The 7,269-nt window shown below is 72.0% G+C and carries 7 protein-coding genes; 4 read left to right on the forward strand and 3 right to left on the reverse strand.

Going from position 1 to position 7,269, the window contains the following annotated elements:
* Positions 1-242: 242 nt before the first annotated feature.
* Both AX737_RS02815 and AX737_RS02820 read left to right on the forward strand, forming a co-directional pair.
* Positions 243-1,250 (forward strand): Hsp33 family molecular chaperone, encoded by a 1,008-nt coding sequence (locus AX737_RS02815; protein ID WP_066918848.1) that lies wholly within the window; start codon positions 243-245, stop codon positions 1,248-1,250.
* Positions 1,251-1,392: 142 nt separating this feature from the next.
* Positions 1,393-2,607: a hypothetical protein gene (locus tag AX737_RS02820; protein WP_066918850.1), complete on the forward strand. Its 1,215-nt coding sequence runs from the start codon at positions 1,393-1,395 to the stop codon at positions 2,605-2,607.
* 58 nt (positions 2,608-2,665) lie between these two features.
* Here the strand turns inward: AX737_RS02820 and speG are convergent, their stop codons facing one another.
* The 3 genes from speG to apaG are packed head-to-tail and all read right to left on the reverse strand — an operon-like array spanning position 2,666 to position 4,836.
* Complete coding sequence (speG, locus tag AX737_RS02825; RefSeq protein ID WP_066918859.1) at positions 2,666-3,229, reverse strand: spermidine N1-acetyltransferase; 564 nt, start codon at positions 3,227-3,229, stop codon at positions 2,666-2,668.
* Positions 3,226-4,392 carry an acetylornithine deacetylase gene (gene argE, locus AX737_RS02830; RefSeq protein ID WP_066918852.1) on the reverse strand — a complete coding sequence of 389 codons (1,167 nt, stop codon included), beginning with the start codon at positions 4,390-4,392 and terminating at the stop codon, positions 3,226-3,228. The genes speG and argE overlap by 4 nt, the downstream gene beginning before the upstream one ends.
* Before the next feature lie 51 nt (positions 4,393-4,443).
* Positions 4,444-4,836 (reverse strand): Co2+/Mg2+ efflux protein ApaG, encoded by a 393-nt coding sequence (gene apaG, locus AX737_RS02835; protein ID WP_066918854.1) that lies wholly within the window; start codon positions 4,834-4,836, stop codon positions 4,444-4,446.
* Positions 4,837-5,299: 463 nt separating this feature from the next.
* Here apaG and AX737_RS02840 point away from each other — a divergent pair, with 463 nt between their 5' ends.
* Both AX737_RS02840 and AX737_RS02845 read left to right on the forward strand, forming a co-directional pair.
* The gene (locus tag AX737_RS02840) at positions 5,300-6,184 is read left to right on the forward strand and encodes a hypothetical protein (RefSeq protein ID WP_066918857.1); all 885 of its coding nucleotides are present in this window, start codon (positions 5,300-5,302) and stop codon (positions 6,182-6,184) included.
* A gap of 172 nt (positions 6,185-6,356) precedes the next feature.
* A partial coding sequence (locus AX737_RS02845; RefSeq protein WP_197430432.1) for an MCP four helix bundle domain-containing protein occupies positions 6,357-7,269 on the forward strand: 913 nt, incomplete at its 3' end.

Consider the following 7,269-nt stretch of genomic DNA (forward strand, 5'->3'; position numbering starts at 1 on the left):
GCCCAGAAGGGCGTGCTGGCCTGGTGCCTCCGGGCGAACGGGCTCTGACGCGCGCCGATTCCTCCCGCCGATCCTTCCTTGGCCCGGGGGAGGACCGCGCTCTCGCGAAAATCCGGGGGCGGCCCCATATGGGAGCCTCGTCGGGCCACGCGCCCGTCCCCCCATCCCCCGGCCCCGCGCGCTGACCCTGAGCCCCTCCGTCGGGCGGCCGCGCTCGTGGCCGACGACCCCGCGGAGCAGGCATGACGTCCGGAACCGAGATCCACAGCAACGGCCACGCGGGCGGCGACGACGCCGTGCTGCCCTTCGCGGTCGAGGCCCTCGACGTGCGCGGGCGCGCGGTGCGGCTCGGGCCGTCCATCGACACCATCCTGCGCCGCCACGGCTACCCGGACCCGGTCGCGCGGCTCATCGGCGAGGCGGCGGCGCTGACCGTGCTGCTCGGCTCCTCGCTGAAGTTCGAGGGCCGCTTCCAGCTCCAGACCAAGACCGACGGCCCGGTCGCGATGATCGTGGTCGATTTCGAGGCCCCCGACCGGCTCCGCGCCACCGCCCGCTTCGACGCGGAGCGGGTGGCCGCGCTCGGCACTGGCCCGCTGAAGACCGCCGACCTCGTCGGCCACGGCCACCTCGCCATGACGATCGACCAGGGCTCGGCGGCCAGCCGCTACCAGGGCGTCGTCGCGCTGGAGGGCCAGAGCTTCGAGGAGGCGGCGCACCAGTATTTCCGCCAGTCCGAGCAGATCCCGACCCAGGTCCGCCTCGCGGTCGCCGAGGCCTTCGAGGATGGCGCGAGCCGCTGGCGCGCGGGCGGCCTGCTCGTGCAGTTCCTGCCGCAATCCATCGACCGCGCGCGGCTCGCCGACCTGCCGCCGGGCGACATCCCGGAGGGCCACGCGCATCTCGGGTCGGGGGCACCGGAGGACGACGCCTGGGTCGAGGCCCGCTCGCTCACCGGCACGGTCGAGGACCACGAACTGGTCGATCCGAACCTGTCCAGCGAGCGCCTGCTCTACCGCCTGTTCCACGAGCGCGGGGTGCGGGTGTTCGAGGCGCAAGGGGTGCGCGAGACCTGCCGCTGCTCGCGCGAGCGGGTGATGGGCATGATCCGCTCCTTCACGCCGGAGGACCGCCGGGACATGGTCGCCGATGACGGGCGCATCGTGATCACCTGCGAGTTCTGCTCGCGCCGCTACGCGCTGGATCCGGCCGAGGTCGAGCGTGAGATCGCGGAGCGGCCCGCGCAGTAACGGTCTCTGAACAGCCAAGCTTTGACCAAGTCAGCCCGCGCCGTCCATCAGTACGGGGCCGGCGCAGCAAATTTGCTTTCCTCGTGAACCCTTTCGGGATCTGCGACGTTTCGAGGCGTCTCAGAATTCCGGAGGAAACACGATGAACAAGATTGCGGTAGGCCTTGCGGCCCTTCTGTTCAGCACCTCGGTCTACGCGCAGAACGCCGCCGGCACGGCCGGCGGCGAGGGCGGCATGCGCGGCGGTGGCGCCGGATCGAGCATGAAGGCCGGCGGAGAGGCCCGGGGCGGCGCCGAGCGCGGCGGCACGGAGCGCGGCTCCGGCGCGATGGGGCAGGGCGCCGAGGCGCGCGGCAGCGAGGCGGGCCGCGCTGGAGCCGACCGGGGCGCGACGGCCGAGCGCGGCGGTGAGCGCGGCGGTGAGCGCGGCGAAGCGCGCGACGGTGCACGGGCCGAGGGCCGCGGCAACCGCGACGGCGACCGGGCCGAGCGCGGCGAGATGCGGGGTGAGCGTGGGGCGCGCGACGAGCGCCGCAGCGAGCGCGGCGAGGTTCGCGGCCGGACCGACGTGAGTTCCCGCACCGACATCCGCAGCCGCACGAACGTCGTCGATGGCGGCTATCGCCGCGAGGGTCGCTACGTCTTCATCGGCGGCCGCCGGGTGGTCTACGGCTCGCCCGAGTACCGCCGTCTGATCGTCACCGAGCACCGCAGCGGCCCCCGCGAGCGCTACGTGGTGATCCGCGGCCAGCGCGTGCTCTACGGCTCGCCGGAGTATCGCCGTCTCGTCGCCGTGAAGGGCGGTACGCGCGAGCGCTACGTCGTCATCCGCGGCCAGCGCGTGCTCTACGGCTCGCCTGAGTATCGCCGCCTCGTGACCGTGCGCGAGACCGGCCCGCGCGAGCGCTACGTCACGGTGCGCGGCCAGCGCGTGCTCTACGGCTCCCCCGAGTACCGTCGCCTGACGGTCAGCACGAGCGAGCGTCGCGGCGGCACGGTCAACGCCGGCTTCAGCGAGCGCAGCCGCACGGATGTGCGGGCGGGCCGCGAGGAGCGCGGCGAGCGGGGCTTCAACCGCAACGAGGGCCGCGACCGCGCCGGGACGGAGGCGCGCGAGCGGGACGGCGCCCGCAACGCCGGCATGCGCGAGCAGGGCGGCCGCGACGGCGGCATGCGCAACGTCTCCGACCGGAGCGAGCGCGGCGGCATGGGCGGCATGGGTGAGAACCGCGGCGGGGCGGAGCGCGGCGGCATGAACGCCGGCGGTCGCCAGGGCGGCATGCAGGGTGGCGGCGCGCAGGGCGGCGCCGGCCGCGAGGGCGGCAACGCCGGCGGCGCCACGGGCGGCCGTAACTGAGCCGACGCGTTCGGGACAAGAGGAGGGAGGCGCCGGCGACGGCGCCTCCCTTCGCGTATCAGGTCTTCAGCACCGGCTCGCCGATGTCGCCGCTGCCGCGGCGGGCGAGATATTCGGGCTGGAACAGGCACATCCGCACCGCGTCCCGGTAGCGGCCGTTCATGAAGAACTCGTCCTTCAGCACGCCCTCCGGACGGAAGCCGCAGCGCTCGTAGATCTGCGCGGCGCGGCGGTTGTCCTTGTCCACGTGCAGGTAGAGCTTGTGGATGTTGAGCACGCTGAAGGCGTAGTCGATCGCCACCCGGGTCGCCTGCCACGCGTAGCCGCGGCCCTGGAAGCCCGGATGCACGGCGATCTGGAACTCGCAGCGCCGGTGCAGGTGGTTGATCTCCACGAGCTCGACCATGCCGGCCCGCTCGTCGCGGTCGTTGGCGATGATGAAGCGCCGCTCGCTCTGGTTGTGGATGTTGCGCTCGTAGAGCTGCGCCAGCTCGGCGAAGGACTCGTAGGCCTCCTCGAACCAGTAGCGCATGATGCTGTCGTTGTTGTTGAGCTGGTGCACGAAGAGCAGGTCCTCGCGCTCCAGGGGGCGCAGCTTCACCCGGTCGAGAGGCTGGCTCATCGGGAACACTCCGCGATCAGGCGGCGCATGAAGGCCTCCCCCTGGCCGAGCGCCGCCAGCGTGATGAACTCGTCCGGCTGGTGCGCCTGGTCGATCGAGCCGGGACCGCACACCACGGTCGGGATCCCGGCCGCCTGGAAGCGTCCGGCCTCGGTGGCGTAGGGCACCGACACGGTGCGGTTGCGCTGGGCGAGCCGGAGCGCCAGCCGCTCGGCCTCCGAGCCGGGCTCGGGCGCGAGGCCCGGCACCGCCACCTCTTCCAGGGTCTCGATGCGGCCGTAGGCGCCGTAGCGGTTGAGCCGGTCGCGGGTGACGCGCGCGACGGCCTCCCCGAACAGGGCCGGGATCTCGGCCGGGTCGAGGTCGGGCAGGCCGCGATACTCCCAGTTGAAGCTGCAGACCTTCGGCAGGATGTTGCGCGCCGTGCCGCCCTGGATCGTGCCGACATGGACCGTCGAGAAGGGCGGGTCGAACCGGCCCGAAGGGTCGCCCCGGGCGATCATCGCGTCGGCGATGCCGTTGAGCGCGGCCACCAGATCGCCCGCCGCCATCACGGCGTTGGCGCCGAGCATGGGCTTGGAGGAATGCGCCTCGTGACCGTGCACGGTGGTCAGGCAGGTCACCACGCTCTTGTGGGCATCGGCGACCTCGAGGTTCGTGGGTTCGCCAACGATCACGGCGCCGGGCCGCGGCAGGTCGCGGCCGAAGCGCGCGATCGTGTCGGCGACGCCGAGGCAGGTGGTCTCCTCGTCGTAGGAGAGCAGGATGTGGATCGGCCGCCTGAGGTCGGCCGCCAGCATCTCGGGCACGAGGGCGAGCGCCAAGGCGCAGAAGCCCTTCATGTCGACCGCGCCGCGGCCGTAGGCGCGCCCGTCCGCTATCCGCAGGGTGAAGGGGTCGGCGCTCCAGCTCTGGCCCGCCACCGGCACCACGTCGGTGTGGCCGGAGAGCACGACGCCGCCGTCGCCCTCGGGGCCGAGCGTCGCGAAGAGGGCGGACTTGTCGCCCGCCGCGTTCGGCACGCGCACGGACCGCACGCCCCAGCCGTCCAGATAGGCCGAGACCCAGTCGATCAGGGCGAGGTTCGACCGGCTGCTCTCGGTGTCGAAGGCGACGAGCCGGGCGAGCAGATCGACGGTCTCGAGCCGGTCACCGTTCCGCATGGGGCCTCCTTCCTCCGGGCGCGCCGAGCCCGCGGCGGGGCTCGGTGCCTCTCAGTGCAGGCTGCGGCGCACGTGCGGGCTGTCGAGGGAGAAGGCGGGGATCTCGGCCTCGAAGCTCTCGCCCGCCACCGTCGCCATGGTGTAGCTGCCGGCCATCAGGCCGTCGGGCGTCGTGAGCGGGCAGCCGCTCGTGTAGCTGAAGGATTCGCCCGGCTCCAGCACCGGCTGCTTGCCGACGACGCCGGTGCCGCGCACCTCCTGGCAGGCGCCGCGCCCGTCGATGATGCGCCAGTGCCGGGCGCGCAGTTGCACCTGCTCGGCACCGTTGTTCACGATCTCGACCGTGTAGGCGAAGAAGTAGCGGCTCTCGCCGGGGGAGGATTCCTCCTCGACGAAACGGGGCATGACGGTCACGCTGATTCCGCGCGTCTCTGCCTTGTACATCGTGCTGAAACGCCTCTTGCCGAGGAACCCTCGGTGAACCCCCGCCGGGCCTCGGCGCCGATTCAACGCGGCGTCTCCGCCCGGGGAGCCACGTGGTAGTTGTCGTCGGAATCGGCGTCAATCGCGGCGGAGTACGTCGCGGCGCGCCGGCCGGGGAGCCCCGCGGGGACGGCGGGAGGACGGCGGGAGGCCGCCAGCCGTCCCCATCCGGAGGGCCGAGCGCATCGCCCCGACGCCGGAGGCCCGCGCCCCGCCGGCCTTGGCGCGCGACCCGGGGGGGCGAGGGGGCCCACCGCGGCGGGACCGGCCCGGGGGAAGGGCCCCGAAGGCTGCGGGGGAGGCCCGATCGCCGCAGGCCCCGTCCGCGCTGCATCCCAAAGTCAGGTCTTCGCGTTACGGGAACGGTCGAAACGCCCCGGCCCAGCGCAGGCCCCGACGACGTTGCGAGGATCCAACCGCCCCCATGGAGCCCGATTGCGTCATCATCGGTATCCACGGCCTCGCCAACAAGCCGCCGATCGACGAGAAGACGCGCTGGTGGCGGACCGCGATCGCGGAGGGCTTGGCGAGTGCCGGGATAGACTCGAGCACGACCTTCTGCTTCGCGTTCGTCTACTGGGCCGACCTTCGCTACGAGATCCCCCTGTCGGAGGATGCGAACCAGGAGCCCTACCGCCCGCGCGCCGATGCGGAGCGGACGCCCGCGGCCCGGGCAGAGGCGGCGACGACCGTCAAGGACCTGCTCGCGCCGGTCTACGCGGGCATCGACCGCATTGAGGAGGCGACGGGCATCACGCTCCTGGACGACGTGATCCTGGAACACCGCTTCGACGACCTCTGGCACTATCACGGCGAGCGCGGCTTCGCCCGGCAGGTCCGAGCGCGCCTCGCCGAGCGCCTGAGGGCGTTTCGCGACCGCCGGATCTGTCTCGTCGCGCACTCGATGGGATCGGTCATCGCCTACGACGTGCTGCGCACCCTCGAGCGCGAGGATCCGGCGCTGCGCGTCGAGCACCTCGTCACGGCCGGCTCGCCCATGGGACTGGCGAAGGTGAAGCTCAAGTTCGCGGCCGAACACGGTGCCCTGCGCGTGCCCAACAACGTCTCGGCCTGGACCAATCTGGCGGATGGCGACGACGTCGTCTCGATCATGGGCGCGCTGGATGCGGACTACGCCCCCAGCGACGGGGGCGTCCGGGTCGTCGACCGGCGCGTCGTGAACGACTTCCGGCGCCTCGACGGCGCGGTGAACCACCACAAGTCCTACGGCTATCTGCGGACGCGGGAATTCGCAGCCATCGCCCGCCGCTACACGGGAGCCGGCGGCTCCGACGACGCCGCGGGGTAGAGCGAGCGGCTCGAGCCCGTACGGTATGCGTAACCGCGGTGGGATCGAGCCGGAAAACTGCAATCCAGGATTGAGAACGCGACGCAAATCAACTCTGCGCATCATCAGTCAGCGCGCGACAGGGCATCAATATTTAACGTCCGTGCGAGATCATCCCCCGAAATCGGGGGCTATGATGCACGTCAAGATTTCCTACGCGCTTCGGGGCATCATCGCGCTTCTCGCGGTCTGCATCCTCGCGCAGGGGTTCCTGAGCGTGGTGCAGCTTGGCGCGGTCAGCCGGAGCACGCACGACATCACGGAGAACTGGATGCCGAGCGTGCGCGAACTCGGCGAGCTGAAATACAGGATCACGCGCGTCCGCATGACGGATGCGCGCTACATCACCGGCATCGAACCCGTCGGCGATCTCGACGCGCTGGCGGGCCGGCGCATCACGGACGCCGAGAGCGTCTGGTCCCGCTACGAGCCCCTGATCCGGGGGGCGGAGGCGCGGGCGCTGGGGGACGCGTTCCGGCGGTCCTGGACCGATTACCTCGCGCACCGGTCCAAGATCTCGGCCTCCGCGGAATCGAAGAGTCAGACCTTCCTCAACGACCTGTTCCAGGATTCGCGCAAGCCCTTCGAGGCGGCACTCGACGCGCTCGACCGCTCGACTGCCCTCAACATCGCCGGCGGCGATCGTGCGCGCAGCGCGGCGGGCGACACGTACGAACTCGGCCTCCGGCTCACGGTCCTGCTCTGCGGGCTCGCGCTGACGGCCGCACTGGCGGGCATCGCCTACGTGCTCCTCGGCGTGACGCGTCCGATCGACCGGCTGATCCGACGCATGCGGGACCTCGCGGCGGGCGATGTGAGCGCACCGGTTCCGGACACCGCTCGCGGCAGCGAGATCGGCGCCATCGCCGGCGCGATCGAGGCATCGCGGCAGAATCTCATCCGCACGCAACGGCTGGAAGCGGAGACGGCGCTCGCGCGCGCGTCCGCCGAGGAGCAGCGCAAGGCCGGCATGCGCCAGATGGCCGAGGGGTTCGAGCGGGCGGTGGGCGGCATCGTCGGCACGGTCTCGTCGTCCGCGACCGAGC

Origin of the sequence: Methylobacterium sp. CCH5-D2, from assembly GCF_001556475.1 — a bacterium.
In the GTDB taxonomy this organism is placed as follows: domain Bacteria; phylum Pseudomonadota; class Alphaproteobacteria; order Rhizobiales; family Beijerinckiaceae; genus Methylobacterium; species Methylobacterium hispanicum.

Excerpts from the sequence above, each read along its gene's own strand:
- AX737_RS02815 (WP_066918848.1), top strand. The coding sequence starts at position 243 with ATGACGTCCGGAACCGAGATCCACAGCAACGGCCACGCGGGCGGCGAC.
- AX737_RS02820 (WP_066918850.1), top strand. The coding sequence starts at position 1,393 with ATGAACAAGATTGCGGTAGGCCTTGCGGCCCTTCTGTTCAGCACCTCG.
- speG (WP_066918859.1), bottom strand. The coding sequence starts at position 3,229 with ATGAGCCAGCCTCTCGACCGGGTGAAGCTGCGCCCCCTGGAGCGCGAG.
- argE (WP_066918852.1), bottom strand. The coding sequence starts at position 4,392 with ATGCGGAACGGTGACCGGCTCGAGACCGTCGATCTGCTCGCCCGGCTC.
- apaG (WP_066918854.1), bottom strand. The coding sequence starts at position 4,836 with ATGTACAAGGCAGAGACGCGCGGAATCAGCGTGACCGTCATGCCCCGT.
- AX737_RS02840 (WP_066918857.1), top strand. The coding sequence starts at position 5,300 with ATGGAGCCCGATTGCGTCATCATCGGTATCCACGGCCTCGCCAACAAG.